Genomic DNA, 26,144 nt, shown 5'->3' with positions numbered 1-26,144 from the left:
AAGATAGCATGCACAACAAGGCCCCTGCGCAGGGCCCGGACGGACCGTCAGGCGACCAGATCGGCGATGCTCCTGCCCATCAGCCAGAGCCCGACGGTCAGCGACAGGATGATGATCAGCCGATCCTGGTTGCGCTCCAGCGAGGACCGCAGGGCGTCCAGCCGGGCCTGGGCCGCTGCCGGCGCCCGCACCGAGTACACCTCCATGACCAGCAGGCTGAGGGTGGCGAGCACGCAGTAGCCGGCCAGCGCGAACCAGTCGGTGAGCGAGGACAGGTCGGCATCGACGACCGTGGCGGCGCCGGCGCCGACCAGGCCCCACGGCTGCAGCACCCAGGCGAGGGAGGCGGAGGTGACGATCGAGGCGTTGTCGACACGGCCGGTCCAGCTCGGCGGACGGTGCGGGCGGGGCGGCCGCCGGTACCGGTAGACGCCGTACGCCGCCAGGCCGACGCCGAACGCCAGCTTGGCAGCGTCGGCCGCGGTCGACGGCGGGCTGTGGGGCGCGGGCGGCTTCCCGCCGGTCAGCAGCACCACGCAGGCGACCACCACGGCCAGGTTGGCCAGCCACGACAGCAGGAACGCCAGGCCCTTGCGGACGCCGCGGCGGGAGGCGAGCAGCAGGATGAAGGCGCTGTTGTGCAGCGGTCCGAGGGTGATGGCCGTACCGATCACGACCAGGTCGACGACCATCGGCTCGGCTGCTCCCGGGGGTCCAGGCCGCCCGGCCTGCCCGGACGGGCGTCGCGGACGGGCGCCCCCGCCCGAGCGGGGCACCTCGCCGCATCCCGACTCTGCGGTCCCGGACCCGGCGGGTCAAGCGGGGCGCGCCGGGGGCCGGACGACTACGACCGCGGGCCCGGCGGAGGTTCACCCGAAGGCCCGAACCGGGCGCACCGCGCCACCGACAGGCCATCAGCCGTTCACCATTCCGACGGCCCGCATCACCCCGGCATTCCCCCGCTCCGCGCCCGCGGTCCGCCGCCGACCTGCCCGAACACCTCCGCGCGCGGCGCCCGGCGGTGACGGCCCGTCGGCCCGTCCGCATCGCGCGTAGACATTGCGCGTAGAGTTTGCTTGACCTGCCCGGTTACCCGCCCGTACGTTCATCCCCGCACGTGCGCGCCGAGGCTGCGGGGGGACGACTCGCGTTCCCGCGCCCGGCGGCAGAAAGGGCACACCACATGGTCGACAAGACCCTCGGAAACCGCTCGAAGACCCTCGTCACCCTCGCCGTCGGCGTGGTCGTCGGCGGTGCGGTCGCGGGCGGCGGTTTCGCGGTCGCCGACACCAAGGCTCCGCGGACCGACCGTCAGATCACCAACATGACCGACGAGGTCAACGACATCAAGGCGTACTACGGCGACACCGTCGACGCCAAGGGCGAGCACTGGCCGTCCGCGAGCAGCAACTACGCGAAGCAGGTCGCGGGCATAGAGAAGGACGCCATCCAGTACCTGCAGTCGCGCGCCCGTCACGACAAGGGTGCGAAGAAGGCGATCGTGCTGGACGTCGACGACACCTCGCTGTCGACGTACAACTACGAGCTGGAGACGACCTTCGTCTACAACCCCACCAGCAACGCCCAGTACATCGCCACCAAGACCATGCCGGCCGTCTTCGGCATGAACACGCTGGCGCAGTGGGCCGAGTCCGAGGGCTACACCGTCTTCTTCGTCACCGGCCGGCCGGAGTCGCAGCGCTCCTACACCGCGGCCAACCTGGCCGCCGTGGGCTACCCGACCGCGGACGCCACGCACCTGTACCTGAAGAACAAGGAGAACCCGCCGGCGTACCTGCCCTGCGGTTCGACCTGCACCACCGTCGAGTACAAGTCCGGCACCCGCGCGCACATCGAGAGCCTCGGGTACCAGATCGTGGCCAACTTCGGCGACCAGAACAGCGACCTGTCCGGCGGCCACGCCAGCAGGACGTACAAGATCCCGAACCCGATGTACTACATCCCCTGATCTTCGGGGACGACGACGGCGCGACCGGAACCTCCGATCGCGCCGTCCGGCGTTCAGGGTCAGGAGTCAGGGGTCAGGACGCGACGGCGATGACCGTCTTGCCGCGGGCTCCACCGCGCTCGACCTGGAGCAGGGCGTCGACGGCCGCGTCCAGCGGGAAGACGTGCTGGACGATCGGACGGAGCTCGCCGGTGGTGACCAGCTGGGCGATCCGGGCGAGCTGGGCACCGTCGGGGCGCATGAAGAACGCGCCGGCCCGGACGTTCCAGGCCGCCTTCTTGGCCTCGACGTCCGCGATCGGCACGATCGACACGAGGGTGCCGCCGGGCTTCAGCACCGCGAAGGACCGGTCCTGGGTCTCGCCGCCGACGGTGTCGAAGACCACGTCGAGGTCGGACAGCACCTCATCGAACTTCTCCACCCGGTAGTCGATCACCTCGTCCGCCCCCAGCTCGCGCACCAGGTCCACGCTGTCGCCGCTCGCCGTCGCCACCACGTGGGCGCCGAGGTGCTTGGCGATCTGGACGGCGACGCTGCCGACCCCGCCCGCGCCGCCGTGGATCAGGACCCGCGACCCGGCGCCGACCTTGGCCTGCTCGGTCAGGGCCTGCCACGCGGTGAGGGCGACCAGCGGCAGCGAGGCGGCCTCCTCGAAGGAGAGCTGCTGCGGCTTGGCAGTGACCAGTGCGTGGTCCACCGCGACGTACTGGGCGAACGCCCCGCCCACGCGGGGGTCGACCCGGGTGAAGACCTCGTCGCCGACGGCGAAGCCCGTGACCTCGGCGCCGACCGCGGCGACCACGCCCGCGACCTCGCTGCCGAGCACCAGCGGCCCGGTCGGCTCCCCGGCGCTCAGGAAGCCCTTCACGATCAGGTGATCGATCGGGTTGACGCCGGCCGCGCGGGCCTCGATGAGGACGTCGCGGGGGCCGACGGCCGGGGTGGGGACCTCGGTGACGGTGACGACGTCGCCGACCTGGCCGTACGTGGTGATGACTGCTGCCTTCACGGGAAGCTCCTTGCGTTCGTGGGGGTTCGTTGGGGGGTGTGCACGGGGTGAGCGGCGGGGCCTCAGGCTCCGGCGAGGGACTCCAGTGCCCGGAGCAGCACCTCGGGGCTCTGCGCACCCTGGAGGGCCACCTTGCCGTCGAAGACGAAGGTCGGGACGGACGAGATGCCCAGGGCCGCCGCCTCGGCGAGTTCGGCGCGGACCTCGTCCACGCCCTCGGCGGAGGCGAGGAAGGCGAGGGTCTCGTCGCGGTCCAGCCCGGCCGCGGCCGCCACCTCGGCCAGGGCCGGGTGGTCGGCGAGGTGGCCGCCGTGGGTGAAGTAGTGGGCGAGCAGCCCCTCCTTCACCTCGCTCTGGCGTCCGTGGCGGTGGGCGAACCAGAGCAGCCGGTGCGCGGCGAAGGTGTTGGTCGCGATGGCGTCGTCCATCCGGAAGGTGATGCCCTCGGCGGCGGCCGCCTCGGTGAGCGGGCCGAAGATGGTGTCGGCCGGGCGGCCGAACTTCCGCTCGTACACCTTCGCGGACGGCTCGCCGGCCTCGGAGGCGGCCGGGTTGAGCTGGAACGGCCGGTAGACGACCTCGACGTCGGCCGCACCGGGGAAGGCCGCCAGGGCCTTCTCGAACCGCCGCTTGCCGATGTAGCACCACGGGCACACGACATCGGAGTAGATCTCGACCTTCACGACTTCTCCTGCCCTTTCACCGTTCTGGACTGCACGTTCCAAAACATAACCGTTGTGGAACGTGCGGTCAAATATGTCGTCCGCCCCCGTCCCGCTTCGGTACCGTGGACCCCATGGGAAGACCGCGCACGTTCGACGAAGAAGCGACCCTGGACCGCGCCATGCTCCTGTTCTGGCGCAAGGGCTACGAGGCCACCACCATGAACGACCTGGTGGAGGAGCTCGGACTGGGCCGCGGCTCGATCTACGCGGCGTACGGCGACAAGCACCGCCTGTTCGTCCTCGCACTCGGCCGCTACCTCGGCCACCAGACGACGCTGCTCGACTCCGCCCTCGGCGACACCGGCCCGGTCCTCCCCCACCTGCGCGACGTCATCGACCGGCTCCTCGCGGCCGACGCCGCCTGCACCGGCGCGGGCTGCTTCAGCGTCAACAGCATCGCCGAACTCCTGCCCAACGACGCCGAGGTCGCCGAACTCGCCCGCCGCAGCCTGCAGTTCGCCGAGGACGCGTTCACCACCCAGCTCGAGCGCGCCGCCCGGTCCGGCGAACTCTCCCCCGCCATCGGCCCGCGGGACGCCGCCCACCTGCTCGTCACCACCGTCCAGGGCCTGCAGATCATGCGCAAGGCCGACCCCGACCCGGCCCGCGCCGCCGCCTGCCTGGACTCCCTCTTCACCCTGCTCGCCCCCACGACGGCCCCCACCGCCCCGACCCCCGCACCGGCCTACGCCACGCCGTAACGGCCGACGCGGTCGCCGCCACGGAGCCGGGCGCCGCGAAGAAGGCTCTGGCGGGCCGGGGGTTCAAGGCCACCGTGAAGGACCGCGAGGCTCAGGTGGAGATCCGGATCACCCGCAGGACGCTACTGGAGCTGCTCGATCCGCAGCCGCCCGCGCCGCCGACCGCGAAGCTGCCGGATCATCCGGCCTACCAGCAGATCATGGCGGTGTTCGCCGCAGCCGACGCACCGCTGCGGGCGAGGGCGGCGTGCAAGGCGCTCAAGCGGCTGGTCGTGCGCGGGATCCTGGCCGAGACCGAGCAGGGGGTGTTCACTCGCCTCCGGCCATAGCCGCCCCGCGAGCCGGCGACCAGGCCGCTTGTCCCAACCGACATGGCACACGACGCGTCACCCCGTGGGCATGCCGATCTGGTCGCGTTCCAGGACGGCACGCAGCTCCGAGAGAGCCTGCGCGGCGGCTGTCAGGGGGGACGCCTTGAGTGCATCTGGGATCAGCTCGGCCAACCGCTCGGTGAAGGTCCCTTCTGCCGCGTCGACCAACTGCAGGCCGTCGTGGGTCAGTTCCAGCAGTGACGACCGGCGGTCCGACGGGTTCGGCATGCGGGCGACCCATCCCTGCCGCTCCAGGCGGTCGACGCCTTTGCTGGTGGCCCCGATGCCGACGGCGAACTCGGCTGCCAGATCCGCCACCCGGGCCCCGGGGTGGTCGCGGAGGTGGCGCAGGAACTCGAATTGCGACGTGACGATCCCGTGCCGCTCGCGAAGGCGGTCGTTGAGGGCGTTGTACAGACGCGTCTCGCATCGGACGAGGTCGGCGAAGAAGCTCGGGAGGTCGACCGTCTCAACGCTCACTTTAGATGCCATGGCATATAGTCTACGTTAGATGCCATGGCATATAGTGCCGAAGAAGTTACCTACGACGGGACCACGCATCATGAGCAAGGAACAGCGCACGCAGGTCAGCGCGATGCTGCGGCAGCCCCGGCCCGACGGCCCCCGGTCGGTCGAGGCGATCCGAGCCGGATTCAAGGCGATGATGGCCCGGATGGTCGTCCCGGACGGCCTCCGCATCACCAGGACGACGCTCGGCGACCGACCGGCGCTGCACGTCGAGCCGGGCACCGGGACGCGCACCGGGACGATCCTGTACTTCCACGGCGGCGGCTGGGTGTTCGGCTCCCCCGAGACCGCGCTGTCGCTGACGGGGAACCTCGTGGCCAGGACCGGGCTCACGGCGTACTCGCTGGACTACCGGCTCGCCCCGGAGCACCCGTTCCCGGCCGCCATCGAGGACGCGCTGAGCGCCTACCGCGCCCTCCTCGACAGCGGCGAAGACCCTTCGACCATCGCGTTCGCCGGGGACTCCGCCGGCGGCGGCCTCACCGTCACCACCTGCCTCGCCGCCCGCGACGCCGGTCTCCCGATGCCCGCCGCGATCGTGGCCTTCTCCCCCGGCCTCGACGCCACCCGGACGGGCGAGAGCATGGACACCAAAGCAGGCATCGACCCGTTCTTCACCCGCGAGAGCCTGGGACGCACCGGGGCCATGTACCTGGCGGGAGCCGACCCGCACCAGCCCATGCTCAGCCCCGCCGTCCTCGCCGACCCGACAGGCTTCCCGCCGATGCTCCTCCAGGCGGGTACTGACGAAGTACTCCTGGACGACTCCACCCGCATGGCCGCCCGCGCCCGCGCAGGCGGAGTGGACGTGATCCTCGACATCACCGCCGACGTACCCCACGTGTTCCAGTCCTTCGCCGGCGTGCTCGACGAGGCCGACCAGGCACTGGACCGCGCAGCCCTCTTCCTCACGCAGCACGTCCACAGTCCCGACTCCGCGGCCACGTCAGCCCGGTAGAGCTCGGAGCCCGCTCGTGAGTCGTCGTTCAGCACCGTGTGCGTTTCAGGTGACGGATGCTCAGCGATGGCTGGGCCCGCCGGTCAGTCGATGCCTTCGACGATGCGGAAGTCGCGCTCGACGCCGTCGGGGAGGGCCACCAGTGCCTCCTGATATGCCTCGCTCTCGTATGCCGCGACGGCCTGTTCAAAGCTGTCGAACTCGACCAGAACGACGCGTTGCGTGATTCCGGCCTCGTGGGCGACGACTCGACCGCCACGGGACAGGGTGCGCCCGCCACCGGCCCGGACAGCCGGACCGGCCAGCTTGCCGTAAGCAGTCAACTCCTCAGGGTCGGAAATGGCGGGGTAGACACTGACCCAGTAGCCCTTGGCCATGGAAACCTCCTGTGTTCGGCACGTTGAATCGCCATATCCGCAGGTTAGGGCTCGATGTGCGGCCGAGGGAAAGACCGGTACGGGATAGACTCAGAACGGATCGTTATCAATCGGCAGGGAGGGCACGTGGCGCCGGATACGGTGAGCCTGCGCTACTTCCTGGTGCTGGCGCAGGAGTTGAACTTCACCCGCGCGGCCGCACGGATCGGTATCGCACAGCCCGCACTCAGCGCCCGAATGCGCCGATTGGAGGCGGAACTCGGTACGGCCCTGCTGGTCCGCGACACGCGTAGCGTCGTTCTGACCACGGCCGGTGCGGCTTTGGCGGAGTCCGCGCCGCCCGCGCTGGCGGCGCTGGACCGGGCATGGGACACCGCCCGGAGCGCGGCGGCAGGTGAACTGGGCACGCTGCGCATCGGATACAGCCTCAGCGCCGGGGCCGAGACGGCACCGGCGCTGGTGGACAGGCTGATTCGCGGCAACAGCGGACTCGAGGTCGGCGCGGTCCCGATGGCGACACCGGAGATCTCCCCCGCGGTCGCCGACGGCCGCATCGACGCCGGGATCACCCGCGGTGAACAACCGGGCCGTGGCGTGCGCCGGTTCCTGCTGCGGCGTGCGCGCATCGGGGTCCAGCTGGCGCAGCATCATCCGCTGGCCGAACACCCGGAGATCGAGATCGCCGACGCGGCCGCGTATCCGCTGCGGCTCCCGGACCGTGCGGCCAACCCCGTGATCCACGATCAGCTGTCCGCACTGTTCCGAGACACCCGACCACTCCCCCGATTCCACACGCCCGCAGTCTCTTTCGACATGTCTCAGCGCGACCTGCGCGACGGGGTCACGCTCGCCCCGGCCGGAGAAGCCGCAGCCACGGCACAACCGGCCGGTCTCACCTGGCGACCGCTGCGGGGCGCGCCCGGCCTGACGTACCACCTGGTCCTCCCCCGCGAGCAGTCGCCACTGCACCGCCGCATCCGTGCCGTCGCCAAAACCCTGGCGCACGAGCTGCACTGGCTGCCGGACTGACACGCAAGAGGTCGAGCGAGACGGACGCCTGCGGTGGCGAGGCCCAAGCCCCTGCGCCCAGCGAACTTCGCGGTAATGACGACAGCGGTCTTGCTGAATGTCCGACACGACCCTGCTACGCCGGCGGATCAGAGTACCGGGCCCCGGGGCGGGCCATGCGCCGTCCCGGGGCGCGGTCGCTGCATGACGAACCCGCTGGTCGTGGCGTTCAGTCGGCCGTGAGACCGGCGTACGTCCGCAGCTCCGGCCGGCTGTGCGGGAGGTGCCAGCCGTGCAGGATCTCCATGAAGTTGCCCCAGCGCCAGGTGTCCTCGCCGAGCGAGGCCAGGGCGCGGACCAGCCGCTGCTGCCCCGGGTCGAGCTCGGCGAACGCCGGGAGCGCAGCGGGGGGTTCGGTACCGAAGGCGAGTCGGAGGGCGGCCGCGGTCACCGGGAAGGCGGCCGGTCCGACCGCCGAGGCGAGGCCGGTGGTGACCGCGTCCAGGGCCTCGGCCGGGTAGCGGTCGGCGAGTTGGGCCAGTGCGACGGCGGCGTAGCCGCGCAGGTCGCCCTCGTGGAACGGGATCCCGGGCGCGCCCGGCTCGGGCTCCTCGGCCTCGGCGGCGGCCAGTTCGGCGAGCACCGCCGCGTCGACGGCGGACTCGGCTCCGGCGCTGCCCAGGCGGGCGAGGGCGATGGCGGCGCCCCACCGCACCGACCGGTCGGCGACGGCGAGGAACGGCCGCAGGACGGCTGCGGTTGCCGCGTCGCCGAGCAGGCCGACGGCGACCAGGGCGGTGGCGGAGACGGCCGGGTTGGTCTCACGCCGGGCCAGGTCCAGCAGGCCGGGCAGCGTGGTTGCGGCCTCCTCGGGGAACCAGGCCAGCAGATACGCGGTGGCGGCCCGGACGGCGGGCTCCGCGTCGGCGAGCAGCGCGGTCAGTGCCGGGACCTCCCGCCGCACCGCGTCGTACGCCGCCAGCTCCGCCTCCGCGGACGCCAACTGCTGGTCGTGGTCGTACATCCGGCGCCGGAAGTCGCGGACCCGGCGCTCCCCCTCGTCGGTGGCCTCGGCAACCCAGGCGTCGTACGCGGCGAGCACTTCGGCCGGGTCCTGCGCCCGCAGCTCCGCAATCTGCCGGCGCCACTGCTCGACGGCGAGCCCGTCCGGGAGGTGCGACTCGTCGTAGCCGATCGCCAGCGCCGCCATCAGCGCGACGGCCTCGGCCCGGTCGGGCAGGCCGGGGGCGGCGGCCAGGCGGGCCAGGAACGGCACGGCGAAGGCCGAGGCCCCGTAGCGGCTGCCCTGGTGGAAGATGTTGCTGTACAACGTGTGCACGGCCTGTCGGCGTCCCTCCGGATCCTCGCCGCACAGGGCGCAGAGCTGGGAAGGAACGTCGGCGGCCTCACCGTAGGCGTGCTCCAGCGAGGCCCAGTCGATGTCGTCGAGGCCGGCGAGAACGGTGTCAGTCGTAGTGCTCGTCACGGGTGAAACCTCTCACGCCCCACTGACACGACCGACCGAGGGGAGGTCGGGCGGCGTTCAGGACGCCGGGTCGAACAGCTTCCAGTGGCCCTCGGAGACGACCTCGACGCTGCCGTCGACCACCTTGATCGCGGTCTCGGCGTCCATGGCGTAGGCCGGACCCGCGATCTCGGCGGCCCAGCGTTCCGCCTCGGGCATGGTGTTCTCCGGACAGCCCGGGCTGTCGAGGTGCGGGAAGATGGAGAAGTCGACGACCCCCAGCGTGCTGTCGCCGCCGGTGGGCGGCTTCCAGCCGACGAACGCCTCCCCGATACGGGGAGTCAGGACCATGCTCCCGGCGCTGAGCCCCACGTAGACCGTGTCGCGCAGCGACGGGAGTAGGTCGGCCAGCCCGGACTCCCGCATCCAGTGGCCCAGGTAGAGCGCATCGCCGCCGTTGACCAGCAGGGCGTCCGCCTCTCGGACCCAGGAGACCCAGAGTTCCTTGTCGATGGTGGGCAGTGCGGTGAGCTCCAGTACGCCCACCGACTTCCACCCCAGCTCGGTCATGGGGCTGGGGGACCGTCCGCTGATGAAGCGCCACGGTCCGCCCGGATCCGCGTAGGGCCCCCCGTAGCCCGCGGTGGGGATGCAGAGGGCACGGGCCTCGGCGATCGGCTTGCCGAGGAGATCGACCAGCGCAGTCAGGATGCTCGCGTTCCTGACGCCGGAGTCGGTGAGGCGAAGCTTCATCACGCCATGCTAGTAGCAGGGCAGTTCGGCCGGTGAGGAGGTCGTTGACGGCGGAGGCGGCGGCGGAGGCGGCGGCGGAGGCGGCGGCGGAGGCGGGGTGACGGGCATGGTGCACAGGCCCCCGGCGGCGAGCAGCGCGGCGAAGGTGGCGGGTGGACGCTGCATCGGAACTGCTCCTTCGGGCTGGAGGCGGCAGGGTCGGACGGTGTACGGCGGCGAGCCGCGGCGATACCGGGTGGGGCATCGTCGCGGCTCCGGGCCGGTCCGGGGCGGGGGGTTGTGATCAGCCCTGGTGGGTGTTCAGCTCGGTGTCGGGAATCCAGGAGCCGTGGATTCCGGCGGTGACCCGGCGGGGCAGGTGGACGGTGGCGATGGTGTCGAGGCCGGAGGCGTCGAGGACGAGGAGCTGCGAGGCGTCCTGCTTGAGGTCGGAGACGACGGTGAGCAGGTAGCCGTCGTCCTCGCGGCCGGCTCCGTCGGCGGCGACGAACACGGCCTCGCTGGGCAGTCGGGCGTCGCCGGCCTGGTGGATGCGGCGGGCGCCGGTGGTGCGGTCGTACTTGACCACGCCGTAGCCGCCGAAGCCCTTGTCGTCGGGGAAGGAGATGGCGTAGTGGTAGCGGTTCTCGGCGCCGAGGTAGGCCTCGTTGAGGGTCGGGAACTCGACCGCCAGGTCGTCGACGATCTGCTCGTCGACGGTGCCGTCGGTCAGGTCGATGACCCAGCGGCGGGTGTAGGAGCGGGTGTTGGGCTCGGTGCCGCGGTCGGGGGCGCCGATCCACCAGTTCCAGGAGAGCCGGAAGCCCTCGCGGTCCACGGTGGGGCCCTCCAGGACGATGCGGCCGCTGCCGTCCTCGTAGGCGTTGGCGACGTGCAGCATGTTGCCGGGCTCGATGGAGAACCAGCGGATCTGCCGAGTGCCGTTCTCCCCGCGCGGCATGACGCCGATGCGGGCGGGCTGCTGGTCGCTCCAGGCGTACGGGATGCCGGAGTGCTCGCGCGGGTCGAAGGTGACGTTGCCCTCGATGAAGACGACGTGGCGGCGGGTGATGGCGAAGTCGTGCTTGAGCGAGGCGGTCGCCCCCGGGATCTCGGCGGTGTGGACGATGTCACCCTTGGCGTCGGAGACGTAGTACGTCAGGAAGGGCGGGAACGGCGAGGAGCCGAAGAAGTGCAGCTCGCCGGTGACCGGGTCCTCCTTGGGGTGGGCGGTCATCGCGGTGCGCAGCTTGCCGCCGAAGTCGTGGGCGCCGATGGTCTCCAGCTCGGGGGTGAGCTCGAACGGGTAGTTGGACTCGCACAGGGCGAGCAGGCGGCCGCCGTGCTCGATGATGTGGGTGCCGGCGGTGCTGGCGGTCAGGTCGGGGCCCTTCTCGGTCATGTACGGGGCGCCCTCGTCGAAGGCGGGGGTGTGCACCCAGCGGTTGCGGTACCACTCGGCGCGGCCCTCGCGCAGCCGGATGCCGTGGACCATGCCGCTGCCCTTGAACCAGTGGGTCGGGGTGACGCCGGGCTTCGGGTTGTGGCCGTTGCGGAGCAGGCGGCCGGTCAGCTCGGGCGGCAGGGTGCCCTCGACGGTCAGCTCGGTGGCGGTGATCTCGTCGGCGACGGGGGTGTAGTGGCCGGTCAGGTAGGGCTTGCGGTCGGCGGTCATGGTGATGCGCTCCTGTGGATCGGTGGTGGGACGGACGGAGTGGTCGGGGTCAGGGGCGGGCGAGCTGTTCGGCCCGGGTCTTGAGGTGGGCGAGCCAGTTCTCGAGGGAGGAGTGGAGGGCCTCGCCGAGGTGGTCGACGGCGGCGTCGACCGGGGCGCCGCTCCAGGACTCCTCGGTGCGGACGGTGACGCGGTCGCCGGTCTGTTCGAAGGTCCAGACGTGGACTCCGTCGATGCCGGCGGCGGGGCCGCCCCAGACGATCCGCTCGCCGGGCACCAGTTCGCGGACGGTGGAGGTGATCTCCAGGCCGTGGGTGCGCCAGCGGAAGGAGGTGCCGGGGGCGAGCGGGCCGGTCACGGTGATGGCCTGGATGTCGGTGTTCCAGGCGGGCCAGGCCGCGAGGTCGGTGTGGACGTGCCACACCGTCGCGAGCGGGGCGTCGATCTCGGTGCTCAGGCGGACGATGACGGGGGCGGTCTCGTCGATGGTGATCATGGTGGTGTTTCCTGTTCGGTCGGTGGTCAGCGGTGGGAGGTCGGTATCCGGGCGGCCGGGCGGCGGCGGCCGCAGCGGGCGAGGAGGAGTGCCAGCAGGGCGGTCGCGGTCAGGACGGCGGCCGAGACCCCGAAGGCGGTGCGGTAGCCGGCGGTGAGGGCCGCCAGGTGGGGCTGGTGGGTGGCGCCGGCGGTGACGGAGCCGGCGAGGGTGGCGAGGGCGGCGAGACCGATCGCGCCGCCGACCTGCCGGGTGGTGTTCACCAGGGCGCCGGCCAGGCCCGCGTCCTGCGGCGGTACGCCGTCCACGGCGAGGGCGGTGAGCTGGACGAAGGCGGCGCCGAGGCCGAGGCCGACCGGGATGCTCGGGCCGAGGATGTCGGTGAGGTATCTTCCGTCGGCGGCGATCCGCGAGAGCCAGAGCATGCCGGCGGCCTCCAGGAGCAGGGCCGTGGTGACGGTCGCGGTGGCGCCGATCCGCCGGGCGAGCCGGGGGGCGACCGCGGCGCCGAGCATGTTGGCTGCGGCGAGCGGGAGTTGGCCCACGCCGGTGGCGAGGGGGCCGCTGTGGAGGACCTGCTGCTGGTAGAGCGGGAGGAAGAAGAACAGGGCGATCCACACCGATCCGAGCAGGGCCATCAGCAGGTTGCCTGCGCCGACCCGGCCGGCGGTGAGCAGCCGCGGCGGTATCAGGGCGTTCGGGCGGCTGCGTTCGATCGCGACGAAGGCGGCGAGCAGGACGACGGCCGCGCCGAGCGCGCCGAGCACTCCGCCGTCGCTCCAGCCGGCGGCGCGTGCGGTGGTCAGGCCCCAGACCAGGCAGGTGACGGCGAGGGTGACGGTGGCGGTGCCCAGCAGGTCGAAGCGACCGGCCGTCAGGGTCTTCGGGCGGGGTGCGGCCGGGACGAGGGCGATCGCGGCGGCCAGGACCAGGGCGGTGCCGAGGCCCACCAGGTGGAAGATCCAGGGCCAGCCCCAGGCCTGGGTGAGGATGCCGCCGAGCAGGACTCCGCCGGCCGCCCCGGCGCCGGAGACCGCGCCCCACACGCCCAGGGCCCGGCCGCGTCCGGGGCCGTCCGGGAACTGGGCGATCGCCAGGGCCAGGGCGGCGGGGGCGATGGCCGCGGCGGCGAGGCCCTGGACGGCGCGGGCGGTGATCAGGACGCCGGGGGCGGTGGCCAGTCCGGCCGCGAGCGAGGCGGCGGCGAACAGGGCGAGTCCGGCGCACAGCACCCGGCGCCGGCCGAGCAGGTCGGCCGCCCGGCCGCCGGCGAGCAGCAGCGCGCCGAAGGCCAGACCGTAGGCGTTGACCACCCAGGTGGTGCCGGTGTCGGACAGGCCGACGCCGGCGCGGATCTGCGGCAGTGCCACGTTCACCACGGAGGTGGCGAGCATGACGGTGAACTGGGCTGCGGCGAGCACCGTGAGTGCGGCCGCGGGTCGGGCGGCGGACGCCGGTCCGGCGTACGGCTCGGCCGGCGGTTCGGCGTACGGCTGAGCAAGCGGCGCGGCGTACGGTTCGGGGCCGGGAGGGGCCTGCCCCGCTGGTGTGCGTGGGGGGTTCATGTCGCACAGCCTGCTGCGGAGCGCTGTCCACTCTCCAGGTGCGACAGGAGCGGACACTGTCCATTCCTGTCCGCACCTGTCCACCCTCCGCCGCCCGGCCGGCGGCGGGTCCCGTCAGCGCGGGCCGTGCAACTCCTGCTGCCAGAGCGCCTCGCAGAGCAGGTCCAGGCCGTGCCGCAGGTGGCGCCGGTAGGTGCCGTACGGGAGGCCGAGGCGGCGGGCGGCGGCTTCCTGGGTGGGCGCGCCGGAGAAGTAGCCGGCGGTCAGGGCGTCGCGGGCACGGACGCCGCGCGGGTCGGCGGCGAGTGTGTCCACGGCCTGCCGGAGCAGGGCGCGCAACTCCTCGGCGGGGTCGGCGAGATCGGCGGCGAGCCGGGCGCGGAGCAGGGCGCAGGCGGCGAACGCGGCGGCGTCGCGCCAGTGCGCCAGGGCTTCGCGGACGGCTTGGTCGAAGGCGGTGCGCGAGAAGCCGGACGGTCCGGAGGGGGCGGGTACGGGGGTGTCGGAGATGAAGTGGCGCAGCCAGGCCTCGACCGGCACGTGGCGCCAGTCGACGCCGAAGACGCCGTAGGTGTGGTCGCCGACGCGCGGTCGGGCGCCGGTGTCGGCGAGGCTGCCCTTGACCCGGGCGGCCCAGGTCTCGGCGTCCCGCCAGACGGCGAAGCCGTACGCGCGGCCGCGGGCGCGGGCCGATTCGGCCTGGGCGCGGGAGCTGCTGAGGTCGATGACGCGGGAGGGGATCTGGTAGCGCTCGGGGTAGACGGTGAAGCGGCTGACGCCGATGTGCTCACCGGGCCGGACCGGTCCGGCGGACTCCGTGTACTCCCAGGCGGCCGCGACGACGGGGTCGGTGGCGAGGTCCTCGGGGTCGGCGGGGGCGGGCAGGGCGAGGCGCGCGGTGAACGCGACGATCCGGCCGGTGGTCACCAGGCGGTAGACGCTGAACGCCTTCGGCTGGCGCTCGGCCCAGTAGCGGACCAGCTCGGCGGAGGCCGGGCCCTCGGTCTCCTCGGCCATCCGCAGCAGGGTGTCGAGGTCGTCCGGGTGCAGGGGCCGGTCGTGGACCTCCTCCTCGCGGGACCAGGTGCGGGTGCGGCCCACCAGCTCGTTGTCGCGGAAGAGGTGGAAGAGTTCGTCGGTGACGGTGAAGACCTGGTCCTCGGGGGCTTCGCGCAGGACGCGCAGGTACTCCTCGGCAAGGCGCCGGCGCATCGTCGCGAACGCGTTGGGGGCGCGCCAGCGCAGGTCGGCGGCGAGGGTCTCGCGGGCGGCGTCGTGGGGGTGGAGGCCGCGGTGGGTGGCCTCCATGAAGGGCAGGTCGCGCAGCCAGGTGAACAGCAGGTGGGCGTCCTGTTCGGGCAGGACGGCGGCGAGCAGTTCCTCGGACGTCGAGTAGGCCTGGGCGGCGACTTCGAGGGCGCGGCGGTGGGCGGCGGTGGGCACTTCACCGATCAGGCCGGCGAGCAGGGTGCGCAGGATGTCGGCCGAGGGTGCCCAGGTCTCCTCCCGGCCCCACTCGGCCGCCCCGGCGACGGCGGCGAGGGACAGGGCCAGCGGGTTGCCGCCGGCGAAGCGCAGGACCCGTTCGCGCAGTCCCGGCAGGACCTGGGTGGTGGTGAGCAGGCTGCGGGCCTGCTCCTCGGAGAAGGGCTCCAGTTCGCGGACGTAGAGGATCTCGGACCAGGCGGGGTCGGCGGTCCACTGCGGCTGCGGCGCGAGGCGGCCGGCCAGGACGACCAGGGTGTCGTCGGCGGCGCGCGGCAGGAAGCGCTGCCACAGCCAGCTCTCCAGCCACTGGCAGTGCTCGAAGGAGTCCACGAACAGGACGGTGCCGGGCAGTTGGAGGAACGGGCCGGCCTCGCGCTCGAAGTCGGCCGGGTCGCGGCTGACGAACCGGCCGTCCAGGTCGACGATCGGCCGGCCGGCTGCCCGGGCCTGGTCGGCGAGCCGTCGCAGCAGCGTGGACTTGCCTATCCCACCGGTCCCGAACAGGTAGAAGGCGAACGGGGCTTCGGCATCGCCGGCCAGCGCTTCCGCGAAGCGCTCGCGTTCCTCCTCCCGGCCGACGAAGGCCTGGACGCGTGCGTTGCTCAGTCGTTCCCCCACGGACGCCATGGCGGCTCCCCCTTCCCCGTGCGCCGGCACCGGGCCGCGCCACGGCGGCCCGACCCCGTGTCCGCCCCCGCGGGCAAGATCCTAACCACGGTTGTCAACGCGGGTAGAACATCGTCCGCGGCTCCTCACGGACGGTCAGCACCCGCTCGGCGGCGGTCGACTGCACTGGACGTGTCGAACGTGTCCAATGTGTCGAACGGCAGAGCGAACCGGGCCGTGGCGGCGACCCGTTCGACCTACTCGACGTTGCGGGTGCGGCGATCGGTTGGGGTAAATACGAGTATGCGCGCGGAAGCCTCCCCGACCCGGTCCCTGCACCACTGGCACCTGCGGAGCCTGCGGCTCGGCCGGGTGCTGGACGTGGGCTGCGGGGTGGGCCGCAACCTCCGGGACCTGCCGCCGGGCAGCGTGGGCGTGGACCGCGACGCCGCTGCGGTGGCGGTCGGCCGCTCCCGCGGGCTCGACTGCTTCACCGACCGGGAGTTCCTCGCCGCATCCGCGTTCGGCCCCGGCACGTTCGACTCGCTGCTCTGCGCCCACGTGCTGGAGCACCTGCCCGGCCGGGTGGCGGACGACCTGCTGGACACCTTCCTGCCGTACGTCCGGCCCGGCGGCCGGGTGGTGCTGATCTGCCCGCAGGAGGCCGGGTTCGCCACCGACGCCACCCAGGTGCGCCCGGTGGACTTCGCGGGTCTGCGGGAGCACGCCGGCCGGCTGGGGCTGGCGGTCCACCGGCAGTACTCGTTCCCGCTCGTCCGCCGGGCCGGCCGCTTCTTCCCGTACAACGAGTCCGTGCTGGTGGGCAGCCGTCCGCTCGAAGCGAGCGCACCGGGGTCAGCGGTACGGGGTCAGCGGTAGGCGCTCAGCGGTACCAGGCGCGGATGGCGTCCGCGCAGTCCCGGACGTCCGCCTGGCCGTCGCGGATCCGGCGGGCCAGTTCGACGGCCTGCTTGGGCTCGGCGGTGACGATGACGCCGGAGGCGCTCAGGTAGGACGCCGCGACGACGGCCGCGAAGAGCTCATTGGCGAACTCCAGCGCCGGAACCCGTACCAGCTGGTGCATCAGCGCGGCTGCCCGCTGGTGGAGCGCCCCGTACACGGGGACGTCCATCACCTCGTCGACGTGCCGGGCCACCGCCGCGGCCAGCGAGCCGTAGTCGGTGATGTCCGGGTCGCGCGGGAGGAAGTGCTGGGCGGTCTCGAGCAGCCAGGTCCGGTCGATCCGCAGGATCACGCGGCGCTCGCCGACTTGGCCCGGCCGGCGCTCGGGTACGGGCCGAACTCGGCCTCGAACGCCTCGCCCCATCCCTGGGAGAAGTGCGCGGCGGCGGTCAGGAACCGCTCGCGGCGCTCGTCCGCCTCCTCGGCGAGGACCTTGCGCGCGTAGTCCGTCAGGCTCATGCCGGCGGCCTCGGCGCGCTCCTCGAGCGCCTTGTGCGCCTCGTCGTCGAGCCGTACGTTCAGCTGCTTCATGGGCACCAGCGTAGCCACCCGTAGCGGCCGCTACCAGCCCTCGCCGGCTGCGGCATCCGGGGCCCGGAGCCCGGCCAGGTGGGCGCGCAGGGCCCGGCGGCAGGCGTCGGGCGGCAGCAGGTCGGGGTGCAGCACCGCGTTGAGGGCGAGCCCGTCGACCAGCGCCCAGAGCCGGACGGCCTCGGCGTCGGGGTCGATCCCGGGGGCGAGGTCGCCCGCCGCGGCGAGCCGGGTGACCACGCGGGTGAGGAGGCGCCGGGTGGATTCGGCCGTCTGACGCGCGAGGGCGTGCAGCGCCGGGTCGGTCCGGGCGGCGGCGGTGAACTCGACGAAGACGGTGACCTCGGCCCGGCGCCGCTCGTCCAGTGGCAGCAGCTCCTCCAGCAGCCCGGTGACCACGGCGCGGCGCTGCTCCGGGGAGGCCGCGGCGAGGTCCCCCGCCGCCTCGACGCGACCGGTCAGCCGCTCGCCGACCCGGTCGAGCATGGCGCGCATCGCGAACAGCATCAGCTCCTGGTGGCCGGCGAAGTAGTGGCGCACGGAGCCGATGTTGAGACCGGCCTCGTCGGCGACGTTGCGCAGCGACGCGTGGGCGAGGCCGTCGCGGACGGCGATCCGGAAGACGGCGTCGGCGACATCGAGGCGGCGGGCGGCGGGGTCCACGAGTTTGGGCACGGCTCCTTTTTATCACGGTCGTGCTACATTGTTTTTATCCCGACCGTGATACAAAAATCGGCCACGGGTGGAAGCACCCTCCCGTGCGGAGAGGACCCCTGATGGCCACCGTCCTGACGTTCCTGCTGATCCGCTTCGCGGTGATCGCCGCCGGCCTGGTGTTCCTGGCCCTCGTCCTGTTCGCCGTCGCCCTCGTCCTCAGGCGAGCCGGCCGGCTCGACGCTGCCAGGCGCCGAGCCGAACCGCTCGCCCGCGAGGGTCTGCGCCGGCTCGCCGAGCGGGCCCCGCGCGACCGGGGGCCGCACTGACGGCCGCACCGTGCGCCACCCCTTGACCGCCGACCTGCCTACGGCGCCGTCTGGCGGTCGGCGGCGGCGCGCTGCGCCCAGAAGTTCTGCCGGTAGGCGTCGTGGACGGCGGGGTCGTCGTACGTGAGCAGCGTCTCGTCGTTGCTGGTCAGACCCATCACGGTGTACGGGTGGGAGCCGGTCCAGACGATCTTCCGGTTCGGGACACCCTGGTAACCACCCTCCACCAGGAGGTACTTGGAGTGGGTGGCGGTGCGACCGGCCACGTCGTCGTTCAGCTGGTGCAGGGCGATGCCGCCGAAGGCGGTGGGCTTGGCGAGCTGGTCGCGGATGGCGGTGCCGTGCCCGGGGTGGTCGAGCGTGCGGTAGACGATGTCGACGTAGCAGCCGGCGTTGTCGAGTTCCCAGAGCTTGCGGGCCACCTCGATGCGGGTGATCTGGTGCATGGCGATCCGGATGACGGTACGGCCGTCGGTGGTGCCGTAGCCGGCCGAGTTGCCGTGACAGACGGGCTGGCCGTTGATCGGGTCGTCGACGGTGTTGAGGATGTCGAGGACGACGTCCGATCCGGAGCGCGGGAAGAAGTACACCTTGGCGGGGCCGGCCTGGTAGGCCATCGGGTAGTCGGCGACCTGCCGGGTGCGGTCGGCCCGGGCCGCCTCCAGGTCGGCGAAGTAGCCGGTGTAGGCGGCGTACAGCTCCTTGTTGCCGACCACGGTCAGCGCGTCGTTCCAGGCGGTCTGCCGGTCCCACACCGTCTGGTTGGCGGAGGTCTGGACGACCACGTCGTCGACCGGGACGGTGCCGGTCGCACTGCCGGTCGTCGAGGAGAACAGCCAGAACTTGTTGTGGTTGTTGCTGTAGTAGGTGTCCGCGGGGTTGGGGTCGAGGGCCAGGCAGGCCTGGTTCTCGGGGCAGACGTGGACCCAGCTGTTCCCGGAGGTCGCGGTGTGCTGCCCGAGCCCGGCGGCCAGCCTGGTGTAGGTGTTCGCGTACGCCTTCGGGCTCGAACCGTCCAGCAGCACTTCGACGTTGACGCCGCGCAGGTGCGCGGCGGTGAGCCGGTCGGCCAGCCAGTCGGAGCCCAGCACGTACTGCGAGGTCCGGATGGTCGCGCCGATCGGCGTGCCGTCGATGAGGTGCGAGAGGTGCGCGAAGATGTCGTTCTGGTGGGCCGGATCGGTCGGGTCGTTGAATATCGCGCCGGTGGCGAGCGGCGGCTGCGGGTCGGCGGCCGCGGCTGCGGCGGCCGGGGTCGCCGCAGCCGGGGTCGCGGCGGTGACGACGGAGGTCGCGGTCAGGGCGAGGGCCGAGGCGAGCAGCGCCGAGGCACGTCTGATCTTGATCATTTCGCGCAGTGTAGTCACCCCCACCGACGGGTCGACGGTCCGTCAGCCGCCGGGCATCCCGTCCAACTCACGGAGTTCGCCCGTCGCTTCGTCCAGGCGCGGGTTGTTCAGCCGGCCGGGCGGCCACCGGGCCTCCTCGTGGCGCCCCGACCGTCACCCCTGCCGGCCCGGCCCCGCCCGCCGGCACCCGGCCCGCCGGGCGGTAGGGTCGCGCGATCATCGTTCCGTCCGCGCGCTGTCGTGGCGGATGTCCAGCGGAGGAATCGCATGTCGGCAGGGGCCGGACAGTCACCGCAGCAGCTCGAGGCGTCCGGCGTGCCGACCGCCTTCGCGGACGCCGTCCGGGAGGCCCGGCGGCCCCGGACGGTCCGCCGCCGGCTCCGCATCGGGCTCGGGATCGCCGGTGTCGTGGCCCTTGCCGCCGCAGCCGCCGCCGTTCCGCGAACGTTCGGGGGCAGCAGGCCGGTGCCGCTGGGCTCGTTGGCACCCGGCAGCTGCTTCCGCTTCCTGCCGGCCGGCGATCCCCGCCAGGATCCGGCGAGCAGCGACGGGCGCCAGGTCATCGCGTCCGCCTGCTCGGAGCCGCACCACGGCGAGGTGGTCGCCCAGACGGCGATCGACCCGGGCCGGATCCGGCTGACCGCGGAGCTGCCCCGGGCCGCGAGCGATGCCTGCCGCGAGACGTTCGCCGACTACAACCCGGACTACTGGGCCCCCGCGGCCGCCATCGTCCCGTCGTTCGTGCCCCCGGCGTCGAAGGACTACGCGGAGCACCCGGGCGTCACCTGCCTCTACGAGAACACCGCCACCGAGGTCACGGGCTCGCTCCGGGCCGACCCGGCCCGGCTGACCCCCGCCCAGCGCCAGTACCTGGACACCGTCCGCGCCTACAACGTGCTGTCCTCCGACGGCCTGGACACCCGCGACTGGGCCCGCGACAGCGACCTCACCGCGTGGGCCGGGGAGATGGCCGCCGTCGAACAGCGGACGGTGGACGGCCTGGAGCGCACCGGCGCGCCGGCCGGCGCCGAGCAGCCGTTCGCCACTGTCCTGGAGCGGCACCGTGCGGCCGCGGCCGCCTGGCAGGCCGCCTCCGCCATGACCGGACCGAGGGCCGACATCCTGCGGCAGATCTCCCGGGCCCGCGACGCCGAGACCGCGAGCATGGAGGCGGCCAGGGCGGTCCGCGCGGTGCTGGGTCTCACCACGGCGATCCGCCCGCGCGGGTATTCGCTCTGACCGTCCGCCCGCGGGTGGGTATGATCGCCGCCGCCCCGCGTCCTGCGGGACTCGAAGCAGTGAGGAAACCGAGATGTCCGACCCGTCCCTGATGCGTCCGGTGAAGCCGCCGAAGAAGAACATCTTCACCGGCCTGAGCCCGTGGCAGGTGGCCCTCACCATGCTGCCGCTCGCCCTGCTGCTGGTCGGCGGCGCGATTGGCGGTGCCATCGGCGGGGTGGGCATGGTGGTCAACGCGAAGGTCGCCAAGGCCCCGATGGGCACCCCGGCGAAGGCCGCGCTCATGGCGGGCGTCGTGCTCACCGCGGCCGTGGTCTACCTGACCGTCGCCGTCCTGCTCGTCACCGTGCTGAACAGCTGACGAAGCCGGCCCGCCCGACCGGCCCGCGGCACGTCAGCGGCAGGTCAGCGGCGGTGCGGGCCTTCCGGAGGGGCGGGCGGGAATCACAGTTGCCGTCGGCCGTTCGAGCCGGAATGATCTCCGCCCGTGACTCATCTCCTCGCCCCTCTCGTCATCTTCCTGATCTTCGCCGCGGTGCGCAGCATGCGCAGCAACTCCGGCGGCAGTTCCTCCCCTGCGGCACCGGCCCCCGCCGGGCGGGCGCCGGTGTCGTTCGACGCCGCCGCGTACGGGCTGGTGCCGCGTGAGGCGCTGGATGCGCGCCGGTCGGGCCCGCCGCAGAGCGAGCGGGCTCGCCAGGAGTCGCAGGAGTTGGCGAACAAGGCGTGGGGCGGCGACTGGCGGGCGGCCGCCGCGCACATCAAGGCGGCCGGCACCGACTGGGACGAGCACTGGGAGCGCTTCGAGCTGCTGCGGGCGATCGCCCGCGAGGACGACGCGTGGCTGACGAAGTGGCGCGAGGCGGACCCGGGCGACTGCGACGCGGCAGCCCTGGAGGCGGACCTGATGGTGCACCGCGCCTGGGCGGTCCGCGGGCCGGGGTACGCGAGCGAGGTGCCGGCGGAGCAGATGGCGGAGTTCCGGGCGCTGCTCCCGGCGGCGATGGAGGCGGCGCAGCGGGCGGCGCTGCTGGCGCCGGAGAACCCGGGGCCGTGGGTGGTCATGGTGACGGCGGCGCGTGGCGCGCAGTACCAGCCGGACCGCTTCCGGCCGCTGTGGGAGGGGCTGGTCTCCCGCGCCCCGCACCACTACGAGGGCCACTGGCAGGGCATGCAGTACTGGTGCGCCAAGTGGTACGGCTCCAATGAGCAGATGATGGAGTTCGCCAAGCGCGCGATGGACGGCGCCCCGGTCGGCAGTCCTCTCGCCGGCATCTACCTGCACGCCCTGTCGGAGCTGCAGGAGCGGCGCTCCGCGCTCCCGGTGGGCGCCGAGGCGCGGCAGCGGCTGTGGGCGGTGGCGGACGCGCTGGCGGAGGTGCCGGCCGACAACGACAAGGTGCCGGGTCTGCGGCACCTGCTGGCGTACTACCTCGGCCAGGCCGCGATGTACGAGGCGGCGGTGGAGCAGTTCCGGCTGATCGGCCGCTGGTGCGGGGCCCAGGTGTGGGCGGATCAGGGCGATCCGGTCGAGGCGTTCCACGCGGCCCGCGCGGTCGCGGTGACGAAGGCCGGGCTGAAGCCGCTGCCGCCCGAGGAGCGCCCGACCAAGAACCTGGACGCCGCCCAGCACTGACCCGGCGGCCCCGCTGCGCCCCCGACCCCCTCCGGGTTCGGGGGCGCGGTCGTCACTGCGGCGGGACGGGTCCGGGCGGCATCGCGTTGTTGCCGGGCGGCGTCGGCAGCGCGGACGGCGCGGGACGGCGTCGCGCTCTCGCGGTGAGGCTGCGCAGTCGCAGGCGCCAGAGCCGTACCGGCGCCGACCATCGCGCGCGGCCGCGCGCCGGGTAGGCGAAGGAGCCGGTCGATCGCGTTCGGTTAGCCGTCACCCTGCGAGCATCGCACGGCGGGCCCCGCTCGGTGCGCGGGTCTTGACGGTGGATCATACGCAGTGGTTCAGTGGCTGAGCCACTCGACCACTTGCCCACCACACTCCGGAGGAGCGGCCATGAGCCCCCGCGGAACGGCGTTCAGCGAGACCATGCTCGGCACCGTGCACCTGGCGGAGGAGAGCCAGGCGCGCCCGGTACGGCTGGACCTCCGGGTCCGGGCCGACCGCCTGGTGCTGCCGCACCGCACCACGCACGCCCGACTCGTCGGCCGGGTGCGGATCTGGGGACTCGCCGACGATGCCCGGGCCACCGGCGAGTTGGAGATCTCGCCGGTGGCCCGTCGACGGATCCGCTACCGGCTCGAGTTCGACGTGCACGGCCGCCGCCACACCCTCCTCGGCTGGAAGTCGATCACGCCGGGCCGTCCGCTGCGGTCGATGACCCGGCTGCCGTACACCCTCACCGACGAGGACGGGCGCGACCTCGGCCACGGCGTGCTGCGGTTCCCGCTGGCGACCGGCCTGGTGCCGTTCCTGGCGGGCTGGCGCTTCCCCCGGCAGTCGCGGCGCGACGACGACGGGTCGCGCTGGGACGGCGCGGCGGGCCGCACCGAGGTCTGGTACACCACTCTCACCGACCCGTCCGACGGGACGGGGGTCTGGCTGCACCACGAACTGGTCGCTCCCACCGACGGTTCACCGCCGCGGGTGCACGGGTGGGTGGCCCTCTTCCCGCCCGCCGGGCCGGTCGAGCACGCCCGGTACGGCCCGCTGCCGTGGCCCGCGGATCCGCCGCACAGTACGCCGGTCGACCCATCGGTCCCGGGCGAGCGACGCCTGCGCGGTACGGCCGGCCCGTACAGCTGGGACCTCACCGAGCGGCCCACCGGGAAGCCGCTGTACACCTTCCCCCGCTGGGCGTGGCGCCACGGGGTGCTGCCGGCCGCGCAGATGCTCCCGGCGGCGACCTCCCGCTACGCGGGGACGCTCACCGGCCCGGGCGGCGTGCTCCACCTCGACGGGGCGCCCGGCGCGAGCGCCCGGATCTACGGCCACGGCAACGCCCGCCGCTGGGCCTGGCTGCACGCCGACCTCGGGGGCGGCGACGTGCTGGAGGTCGTCGCCGCGGTGTCGACCCGGCCGCTGCTGCGCAGGCTGCCACCGCTGGTGTTCCTGCGGCTGCGCCGCGGCGGCCGCACCTGGCCGCGCCGTGCGCTGCGCCCCGCCGTCGGGCTGCTGGGCCTCGACCGGTTCCGGGCCGAACTCGGCCTGCCGACCTGGTCGGTGACCGGGCGTGCGGGCCTGCGCCGGCTCCGGGTGACCGTCCACCAGCCCGAGGCCCGCACCCTGGCGATGGAGTACACCGACCCGGACGGCAGCCGCGCCGTGTGCCGCAACAGCGAGGCCGCGGACGCCGAGGTCGTCCTGGAGCGCTGGTGGGGACGCTGGCGGGACGAGGCCCGCTGGGTCCTGGACGGGACGGCGCACGCGGAGGTGGGCGACCGATGAACCGTCACCCCTCCGCCCACCCCGGCCACCGCAGCCGGCGTGGCCTGGTCGCGGCCCTGCTCGCCGACGACGGCAGCCGGCCCTGGGCGGCGGCCGCCGCCGACCGGGTCGGGACGGTCCTGGCCCCGCTGCCGGGCCTCGCCCGCCTGGGGTTCACGGCCGCGGCGGCGGCCGTCGACGGGTACGCGCTGCTGCGCACCGGCCGCCGGCTCGATGCCCTCCCGGCCGCCGAGCGGGAGCGGGTGCTGGCGGCGCTGGCCGGCGCCCCCGCTCCGCTGTGGGACGCCGTGAAGGTGCCGGTGATCCTGGCCGCGCGTACGGAGCTGATGCTCCACCACCGGCCGCACCCCTCGGCCACCCCCGTACCGCCCGCGGATCCGCCGCTGGACTGCGTCCCCTCCGCCGAGTGGCCGGACCGGGCCGTCGCGGACGCCGTGGTGGTCGGTTCGGGCGCGGGCGGGGCGACGGCGGCGCGGACCCTGGCCCGGGCCGGGCTGCGGGTGGTCGTCGTCGAGGAGGGGCGGCACCACACCACGGCCGAGTTCGCCGCGCGGACGCCGCTGGAACGGTTCACCGACCTCTACCGGGACGGCGGCGCGACGGTGCTGGCCGGACGTCCGCCCGTGCTGCTGCCCACCGGCCGCGCGGTGGGCGGCACCACCGTGGTCAACGCCGGTACCTGCTACCGCACCCCGGACCGGGTGCTGGAGCGGTGGCGCCGCCGCCACGGCCTGGTCGACCTGGCGGACCCCGACGCCTTCGGCGCCCGCCTGGACGAGGTCGAACGCCTGCTGCAGGTCGCCACCCAACCGCTGGACGTCCTCGGCCGCGGCGGCCTCCTCGCCCTGGCCGGTGCCGCGAAGCTCGGCTGGCAGGCCGGCCCGCTGCGCCGCAACGCCCCCGGCTGCCGCGGCTCCACCCAGTGCGTCACCGGCTGCCCCACCGGGGCGAAGCAGAGCGTGCAGCTCTCGGTCCTGCCGGACGCCTGCGCCGCCGGCGCCCGGATCGTCACCTCCGCGCGCGTCACCCGGATCCTCACCGACCCCGACCGGCCCGGCGGACCGCGCGCCGCCGGCATCGCCGCCCGCCGCCCGGACGGGACGGCGTTCGAGATCCTCAGCCCGCTGGTCGTGGTCGCCGCCGGGGCGCTCCGCTCGCCCGCACTGCTGAACCGCTCCGGCCTCGGCCGGCACCCCGCAACCGGCCGCAACCTGGCCGTCCACCCGGCCACCAGCGTCGCCGGCCGCTTCGCCGAACCGGTCGCCGACGGTCCGGCCGTCCTGCAGAGCGCCGGGGTGGAGGAACTCCACCACGAGGGCATCCTGATCGAGGCCACCGCCCCGCCGCCCGGCATGAGTTCCTTCGTCCTGCCCGGCCTCGGGCGCGAACTGCGGGCCGAACTGGAGGCCGCCGACCACCTCGCCACCCTCGGCGCGATGATCGCCGACCGGCCGGGCGGCCGGGTGCTCGCCCGCGGCCCCGTCCTGCCGCTCTACCGCCTCGACCCGCAGGACGGCCGCACCCTGCTGCGAGCGGTCGCGGCCATGGGCGAGCTGCTGTTCGCCGCCGGGGCTGACGAGGTGCTCACCGGACTCCCCCGCCACCCCCGGGTGCGCGACACCGCCGAACTGCACGGCGCGCTCGCCGACGCCACCGCGGACGAGCTCCACCTGTCGGCCTTCCACCCGAGCGGCACGATCGCGCTCGGCGCCGACCCGCGGACCGCACCGGCCGACCCGGACGGCTGGCTGCGCGGCGTCCGGGGCGTCCTCGTCGCCGACGCGTCAGCCCTGCCGAGCTGCCCGGAGGTCAACCCCCAGCTGACGATCATGGCGCTCGCCCTGGCCGTCTCCGAACGAGCCGCCGACCACCGGCCCTGACCACCGGCGCGGCCGCACCGGTGACGCACCGTCATCCGTACGCCGAGGCGGCCCGGCTTGACGGTCGCGCCGGACATTGGCTTGACTCCCCACCGGCGGCCCATCCGCACACCCGGCACCCCAAGG

General features: G+C 73.5%; 27 protein-coding genes. 12 read left to right on the top strand and 15 right to left on the bottom strand.

Annotated elements, in window-relative coordinates; all coding sequences use genetic code 11:
* Positions 1 to 47: 47 nt before the first annotated feature.
* Positions 48 to 692, bottom strand: a complete 645-nt coding sequence (locus FHR36_RS37915; RefSeq protein WP_253804757.1) for a GAP family protein — start codon at positions 690 to 692, stop codon at positions 48 to 50.
* A 491-nt stretch (positions 693 to 1,183) separates the two neighbouring features.
* Here FHR36_RS37915 and FHR36_RS37910 point away from each other — a divergent pair, with 491 nt between their 5' ends.
* Positions 1,184 to 1,969: an HAD family acid phosphatase gene (locus FHR36_RS37910; RefSeq protein ID WP_253804756.1), complete on the top strand. Its 786-nt coding sequence runs from the start codon at positions 1,184 to 1,186 to the stop codon at positions 1,967 to 1,969.
* 73 nt (positions 1,970 to 2,042) lie between these two features.
* Here the strand turns inward: FHR36_RS37910 and FHR36_RS37905 are convergent, their stop codons facing one another.
* Positions 2,043 to 2,978, bottom strand: a complete 936-nt coding sequence (locus tag FHR36_RS37905) for an NADP-dependent oxidoreductase (RefSeq protein ID WP_253804754.1) — start codon at positions 2,976 to 2,978, stop codon at positions 2,043 to 2,045.
* A 62-nt stretch (positions 2,979 to 3,040) separates the two neighbouring features.
* Positions 3,041 to 3,661 (bottom strand): DsbA family oxidoreductase, encoded by a 621-nt coding sequence (locus tag FHR36_RS37900; protein ID WP_253804753.1) that lies wholly within the window; start codon positions 3,659 to 3,661, stop codon positions 3,041 to 3,043.
* A gap of 113 nt (positions 3,662 to 3,774) precedes the next feature.
* On the opposite strand from FHR36_RS37900, the gene FHR36_RS37895 reads away from it, so the two are divergent.
* Both FHR36_RS37895 and FHR36_RS37890 read left to right on the top strand, forming a co-directional pair.
* Positions 3,775 to 4,404 carry a TetR/AcrR family transcriptional regulator gene (locus tag FHR36_RS37895; RefSeq protein ID WP_253804751.1) on the top strand — a complete coding sequence of 210 codons (630 nt, stop codon included), beginning with the start codon at positions 3,775 to 3,777 and terminating at the stop codon, positions 4,402 to 4,404.
* Between the two features lie 74 nt (positions 4,405 to 4,478).
* Entirely contained in the window at positions 4,479 to 4,733 is a 255-nt protein-coding gene (locus FHR36_RS37890; protein WP_253804750.1) for a hypothetical protein, read from the top strand.
* Positions 4,734 to 4,790: 57 nt separating this feature from the next.
* Here the strand turns inward: FHR36_RS37890 and FHR36_RS37885 are convergent, their stop codons facing one another.
* On the bottom strand, positions 4,791 to 5,267 hold the full coding sequence (locus tag FHR36_RS37885; protein WP_253804748.1) for a MarR family winged helix-turn-helix transcriptional regulator: 477 nt from the start codon (positions 5,265 to 5,267) through the stop codon (positions 4,791 to 4,793).
* A gap of 70 nt (positions 5,268 to 5,337) precedes the next feature.
* On the opposite strand from FHR36_RS37885, the gene FHR36_RS37880 reads away from it, so the two are divergent.
* The gene (locus FHR36_RS37880) at positions 5,338 to 6,261 is read left to right on the top strand and encodes an alpha/beta hydrolase (RefSeq protein ID WP_253804746.1); all 924 of its coding nucleotides are present in this window, start codon (positions 5,338 to 5,340) and stop codon (positions 6,259 to 6,261) included.
* 83 nt (positions 6,262 to 6,344) lie between these two features.
* On the opposite strand, the gene FHR36_RS37875 is transcribed toward FHR36_RS37880, so the two are convergent.
* Positions 6,345 to 6,638 carry a DUF1330 domain-containing protein gene (locus FHR36_RS37875; RefSeq protein ID WP_253804744.1) on the bottom strand — a complete coding sequence of 98 codons (294 nt, stop codon included), beginning with the start codon at positions 6,636 to 6,638 and terminating at the stop codon, positions 6,345 to 6,347.
* Between the two features lie 126 nt (positions 6,639 to 6,764).
* Here FHR36_RS37875 and FHR36_RS37870 point away from each other — a divergent pair, with 126 nt between their 5' ends.
* Complete coding sequence (locus tag FHR36_RS37870; RefSeq protein WP_253804743.1) at positions 6,765 to 7,667, top strand: LysR family transcriptional regulator; 903 nt, start codon at positions 6,765 to 6,767, stop codon at positions 7,665 to 7,667.
* A 208-nt stretch (positions 7,668 to 7,875) separates the two neighbouring features.
* Here the strand turns inward: FHR36_RS37870 and FHR36_RS37865 are convergent, their stop codons facing one another.
* The 6 genes from FHR36_RS37865 to FHR36_RS37840 form a co-directional block, all read right to left on the bottom strand.
* Positions 7,876 to 9,132, bottom strand: coding sequence for a HEAT repeat domain-containing protein (locus tag FHR36_RS37865; protein WP_253804742.1), 1,257 nt, complete (start codon positions 9,130 to 9,132; stop codon positions 7,876 to 7,878).
* Positions 9,133 to 9,189: 57 nt separating this feature from the next.
* A complete protein-coding gene (locus FHR36_RS37860; protein WP_253804740.1) occupies positions 9,190 to 9,864 on the bottom strand; it encodes a Type 1 glutamine amidotransferase-like domain-containing protein in 675 nt (224 codons plus the stop codon).
* 283 nt (positions 9,865 to 10,147) lie between these two features.
* On the bottom strand, positions 10,148 to 11,518 hold the full coding sequence (locus tag FHR36_RS37855; RefSeq protein WP_253804738.1) for a carotenoid oxygenase family protein: 1,371 nt from the start codon (positions 11,516 to 11,518) through the stop codon (positions 10,148 to 10,150).
* A gap of 49 nt (positions 11,519 to 11,567) precedes the next feature.
* Positions 11,568 to 12,014, bottom strand: coding sequence for an SRPBCC family protein (locus tag FHR36_RS37850; protein WP_253804736.1), 447 nt, complete (start codon positions 12,012 to 12,014; stop codon positions 11,568 to 11,570).
* A gap of 26 nt (positions 12,015 to 12,040) precedes the next feature.
* Entirely contained in the window at positions 12,041 to 13,579 is a 1,539-nt protein-coding gene (locus FHR36_RS37845) for an MFS transporter (RefSeq protein WP_253804735.1), read from the bottom strand.
* A 114-nt stretch (positions 13,580 to 13,693) separates the two neighbouring features.
* The gene (locus FHR36_RS37840; protein ID WP_253804734.1) at positions 13,694 to 15,694 is read right to left on the bottom strand and encodes an AAA family ATPase; all 2,001 of its coding nucleotides are present in this window, start codon (positions 15,692 to 15,694) and stop codon (positions 13,694 to 13,696) included.
* 282 nt (positions 15,695 to 15,976) lie between these two features.
* Here FHR36_RS37840 and FHR36_RS37835 point away from each other — a divergent pair, with 282 nt between their 5' ends.
* Positions 15,977 to 16,552 carry a class I SAM-dependent methyltransferase gene (locus tag FHR36_RS37835; protein WP_253804732.1) on the top strand — a complete coding sequence of 192 codons (576 nt, stop codon included), beginning with the start codon at positions 15,977 to 15,979 and terminating at the stop codon, positions 16,550 to 16,552.
* Positions 16,553 to 16,556: 4 nt separating this feature from the next.
* Here the strand turns inward: FHR36_RS37835 and FHR36_RS37830 are convergent, their stop codons facing one another.
* The 3 genes from FHR36_RS37830 to FHR36_RS37820 are packed head-to-tail and all read right to left on the bottom strand — an operon-like array spanning position 16,557 to position 17,842.
* Entirely contained in the window at positions 16,557 to 16,928 is a 372-nt protein-coding gene (locus FHR36_RS37830; protein WP_253804730.1) for a fic family toxin-antitoxin system, toxin component, read from the bottom strand.
* Positions 16,925 to 17,167, bottom strand: coding sequence for a plasmid mobilization protein (locus FHR36_RS37825; RefSeq protein WP_253804728.1), 243 nt, complete (start codon positions 17,165 to 17,167; stop codon positions 16,925 to 16,927). Before FHR36_RS37825 ends, FHR36_RS37830 begins: the two co-directional genes overlap by 4 nt.
* A 30-nt stretch (positions 17,168 to 17,197) precedes the next feature.
* Positions 17,198 to 17,842, bottom strand: coding sequence for a TetR/AcrR family transcriptional regulator (locus FHR36_RS37820; protein ID WP_253804727.1), 645 nt, complete (start codon positions 17,840 to 17,842; stop codon positions 17,198 to 17,200).
* A gap of 101 nt (positions 17,843 to 17,943) precedes the next feature.
* Here FHR36_RS37820 and FHR36_RS37815 point away from each other — a divergent pair, with 101 nt between their 5' ends.
* Entirely contained in the window at positions 17,944 to 18,150 is a 207-nt protein-coding gene (locus FHR36_RS37815) for a hypothetical protein (protein WP_253804726.1), read from the top strand.
* A gap of 38 nt (positions 18,151 to 18,188) precedes the next feature.
* Here the strand turns inward: FHR36_RS37815 and FHR36_RS37810 are convergent, their stop codons facing one another.
* Entirely contained in the window at positions 18,189 to 19,499 is a 1,311-nt protein-coding gene (locus FHR36_RS37810) for a phospholipase D-like domain-containing protein (protein ID WP_253804724.1), read from the bottom strand.
* A gap of 267 nt (positions 19,500 to 19,766) precedes the next feature.
* Between FHR36_RS37810 and FHR36_RS37805 the strand changes: the two genes are divergently transcribed.
* The 5 genes from FHR36_RS37805 to FHR36_RS37785 all read left to right on the top strand — a co-directional run bounded on the left by FHR36_RS37805 (position 19,767) and on the right by FHR36_RS37785 (position 26,018).
* Positions 19,767 to 20,738: a hypothetical protein gene (locus FHR36_RS37805; RefSeq protein WP_253804723.1), complete on the top strand. Its 972-nt coding sequence runs from the start codon at positions 19,767 to 19,769 to the stop codon at positions 20,736 to 20,738.
* 73 nt (positions 20,739 to 20,811) lie between these two features.
* Entirely contained in the window at positions 20,812 to 21,099 is a 288-nt protein-coding gene (locus FHR36_RS37800; protein ID WP_253804721.1) for a hypothetical protein, read from the top strand.
* Between the two features lie 126 nt (positions 21,100 to 21,225).
* The gene (locus tag FHR36_RS37795) at positions 21,226 to 22,374 is read left to right on the top strand and encodes a hypothetical protein (RefSeq protein ID WP_253804720.1); all 1,149 of its coding nucleotides are present in this window, start codon (positions 21,226 to 21,228) and stop codon (positions 22,372 to 22,374) included.
* Between the two features lie 372 nt (positions 22,375 to 22,746).
* On the top strand, positions 22,747 to 24,138 hold the full coding sequence (locus tag FHR36_RS37790) for a tocopherol cyclase family protein (RefSeq protein WP_253804719.1): 1,392 nt from the start codon (positions 22,747 to 22,749) through the stop codon (positions 24,136 to 24,138).
* Complete coding sequence (locus tag FHR36_RS37785) at positions 24,135 to 26,018, top strand: GMC family oxidoreductase N-terminal domain-containing protein (protein WP_253804718.1); 1,884 nt, start codon at positions 24,135 to 24,137, stop codon at positions 26,016 to 26,018. The genes FHR36_RS37790 and FHR36_RS37785 overlap by 4 nt, the downstream gene beginning before the upstream one ends.
* Positions 26,019 to 26,144 lie beyond the last annotated feature (126 nt).

Origin of the sequence: Kitasatospora cinereorecta (genome assembly GCF_024172095.1) — a bacterium.
GTDB lineage: Bacteria > Actinomycetota > Actinomycetes > Streptomycetales > Streptomycetaceae > Kitasatospora > Kitasatospora cinereorecta.
Note: the sequence above shows the minus strand (reverse complement) of the source record. Positions and strands in the feature narration are given on the sequence as shown.

Excerpts from the sequence above, each read along its gene's own strand:
- FHR36_RS37915 (WP_253804757.1), bottom strand. The coding sequence starts at position 692 with ATGGTCGTCGACCTGGTCGTGATCGGTACGGCCATCACCCTCGGACCG.
- FHR36_RS37800 (WP_253804721.1), top strand. The coding sequence starts at position 20,812 with ATGTCCGACCCGTCCCTGATGCGTCCGGTGAAGCCGCCGAAGAAGAAC.
- FHR36_RS37835 (WP_253804732.1), top strand. The coding sequence starts at position 15,977 with ATGCGCGCGGAAGCCTCCCCGACCCGGTCCCTGCACCACTGGCACCTG.
- FHR36_RS37825 (WP_253804728.1), bottom strand. The coding sequence starts at position 17,167 with ATGAAGCAGCTGAACGTACGGCTCGACGACGAGGCGCACAAGGCGCTC.
- FHR36_RS37850 (WP_253804736.1), bottom strand. The coding sequence starts at position 12,014 with ATGATCACCATCGACGAGACCGCCCCCGTCATCGTCCGCCTGAGCACC.
- FHR36_RS37860 (WP_253804740.1), bottom strand. The coding sequence starts at position 9,864 with ATGAAGCTTCGCCTCACCGACTCCGGCGTCAGGAACGCGAGCATCCTG.
- FHR36_RS37880 (WP_253804746.1), top strand. The coding sequence starts at position 5,338 with ATGAGCAAGGAACAGCGCACGCAGGTCAGCGCGATGCTGCGGCAGCCC.
- FHR36_RS37875 (WP_253804744.1), bottom strand. The coding sequence starts at position 6,638 with ATGGCCAAGGGCTACTGGGTCAGTGTCTACCCCGCCATTTCCGACCCT.
- FHR36_RS37790 (WP_253804719.1), top strand. The coding sequence starts at position 22,747 with ATGAGCCCCCGCGGAACGGCGTTCAGCGAGACCATGCTCGGCACCGTG.
- FHR36_RS37810 (WP_253804724.1), bottom strand. The coding sequence starts at position 19,499 with ATGATCAAGATCAGACGTGCCTCGGCGCTGCTCGCCTCGGCCCTCGCC.
- FHR36_RS37885 (WP_253804748.1), bottom strand. The coding sequence starts at position 5,267 with ATGGCATCTAAAGTGAGCGTTGAGACGGTCGACCTCCCGAGCTTCTTC.
- FHR36_RS37805 (WP_253804723.1), top strand. The coding sequence starts at position 19,767 with ATGTCGGCAGGGGCCGGACAGTCACCGCAGCAGCTCGAGGCGTCCGGC.
- FHR36_RS37845 (WP_253804735.1), bottom strand. The coding sequence starts at position 13,579 with ATGAACCCCCCACGCACACCAGCGGGGCAGGCCCCTCCCGGCCCCGAA.
- FHR36_RS37785 (WP_253804718.1), top strand. The coding sequence starts at position 24,135 with ATGAACCGTCACCCCTCCGCCCACCCCGGCCACCGCAGCCGGCGTGGC.
- FHR36_RS37815 (WP_253804726.1), top strand. The coding sequence starts at position 17,944 with ATGGCCACCGTCCTGACGTTCCTGCTGATCCGCTTCGCGGTGATCGCC.
- FHR36_RS37840 (WP_253804734.1), bottom strand. The coding sequence starts at position 15,694 with ATGGCGTCCGTGGGGGAACGACTGAGCAACGCACGCGTCCAGGCCTTC.
- FHR36_RS37855 (WP_253804738.1), bottom strand. The coding sequence starts at position 11,518 with ATGACCGCCGACCGCAAGCCCTACCTGACCGGCCACTACACCCCCGTC.
- FHR36_RS37895 (WP_253804751.1), top strand. The coding sequence starts at position 3,775 with ATGGGAAGACCGCGCACGTTCGACGAAGAAGCGACCCTGGACCGCGCC.
- FHR36_RS37910 (WP_253804756.1), top strand. The coding sequence starts at position 1,184 with ATGGTCGACAAGACCCTCGGAAACCGCTCGAAGACCCTCGTCACCCTC.